The sequence below is a fragment of the Lactiplantibacillus songbeiensis genome (genome assembly GCF_005405125.1).
Classification (GTDB): Bacteria; Bacillota; Bacilli; order Lactobacillales; family Lactobacillaceae; genus Lactiplantibacillus; species Lactiplantibacillus songbeiensis.
This window is the reverse complement of the sequence record NZ_BJDL01000004.1, coordinates 1-1,560: the sequence shown is the minus strand read 5'-3', so window position 1 is coordinate 1,560 and position 1,560 is coordinate 1. Positions and strand designations below refer to the sequence as shown.

Genomic DNA, 1,560 nt, shown 5'->3' with positions numbered 1-1,560 from the left:
GTATCCGTATCCGAGTCAGTATCTGTATCTGAGTCGGTATCCGTATCTGAGTCGGTATCTGTATCCGAGTCGGTATCGGTGTCTGAGTCGGTATCTGTATCTGAGTCAGTATCCGTATCGGAGTCGGTATCCGTATCGGAATCTGTATCCGTATCGGTGTCAGTATCTGTATCCGAATCGGTATCTGTATCGGAATCTGTATCCGTATCCGAGTCGGTATCTGTATCCGAGTCGGTATCGGTGTCTGAGTCGGTATCTGTATCGGAGTCGGTATCCGTATCGGAATCTGTATCCGTATCGGTGTCAGTATCTGTATCAGAATCAGTATCTGTATCTGAGTCGGTATCCGTATCAGAATCGGTATCCGTATCAGAATCGGTATCCGTATCAGAATCGGTATCCGTATCCGAGTCGGTATCGGTGTCGGAATCAGTATCCGTGTCTGAATCGGTATCCGTATCGGTGTCCGAGTCAGTATCCGTGTCGGAGTCAGTATCTGTATCGGAGTCAGTATCTGTATCTGAGTCGGTATCGGTATCCGTATCTGAGTCAGTATCGGTGTCTGAATCAGTATCGGTGTCCGAGTCGGTATCTGTATCTGAGTCGGTATCGGTATCCGTATCCGTATCTGAGTCAGTATCTGTATCGGAATCGGTATCCGAGTCGGAATCAGTATCCGTGTCCGAATCAGTATCCGTGTCAGAGTCGGTATCTGTATCTGAGTCGGTATCTGTATCGGAATCGGTATCCGTATCTGAGTCGGTATCCGTATCCGAGTCAGTATCCGTATCTGAGTCGGTATCTGTATCTGAGTCGGTATCGGTGTCAGAATCAGTATCCGTGTCTGAATCAGTATCGGTGTCAGAATCAGTATCCGTGTCAGAGTCGGTATCTGTATCAGAGTCAGTATCCGTATCCGAGTCGGTATCGGTGTCCGAGTCAGTATCGGTATCGGTATCAGAGTCGGTATCCGTGTCGGTATCCGTGTCGGTATCAGTATCCGTATCCGTGTCGGTATCCGTGTCGGAATCAGTATCCGTGTCGGAATCGGTATCGGTGTCAGAGTCAGTATCCGTGTCGGTATCCGTATCGGAATCTGTATCCGTATCGGTGTCAGTATCTGTATCAGAATCAGTATCTGTATCTGAGTCGGTATCCGTATCAGAGTCAGTATCCGTATCAGAGTCGGTATCGGTGTCAGAGTCAGTATCGGTATCGGTGTCAGAGTCAGTATCGGTATCCGTGTCAGAGTCGGTATCCGTGTCGGAATCAGTATCCGTATCCGTGTCGGTATCCGTGTCGGAATCAGTATCCGTGTCGGAATCGGTATCGGTGTCCGAGTCAGTATCCGTATCAGAGTCGGTATCCGTATCTGAGTCAGTATCGGTGTCGGAATCAGTATCGGTGTCTGAGTCGGTATCTGTATCTGAGTCAGTATCCGTGTCAGAGTCGGTATCTGTATCTGAGTCAGTATCCGTATCTGAGTCAGTATCGGTGTCTGAATCAGTATCGGTGTCTGAGTCGGTATCTGTATCCGAGTCAGTATCCGTATCTGAGTCG

At 48.7% G+C, this 1,560-nt stretch carries 1 protein-coding gene; it reads right to left on the bottom strand.

Features of this window, described 5'->3' with window-relative positions; translation table 11 throughout:
- On the bottom strand, positions 1 to 1,560 hold a 1,560-nt coding region (locus FFM77_RS01215), incomplete at both ends, for a hypothetical protein (protein WP_179951416.1).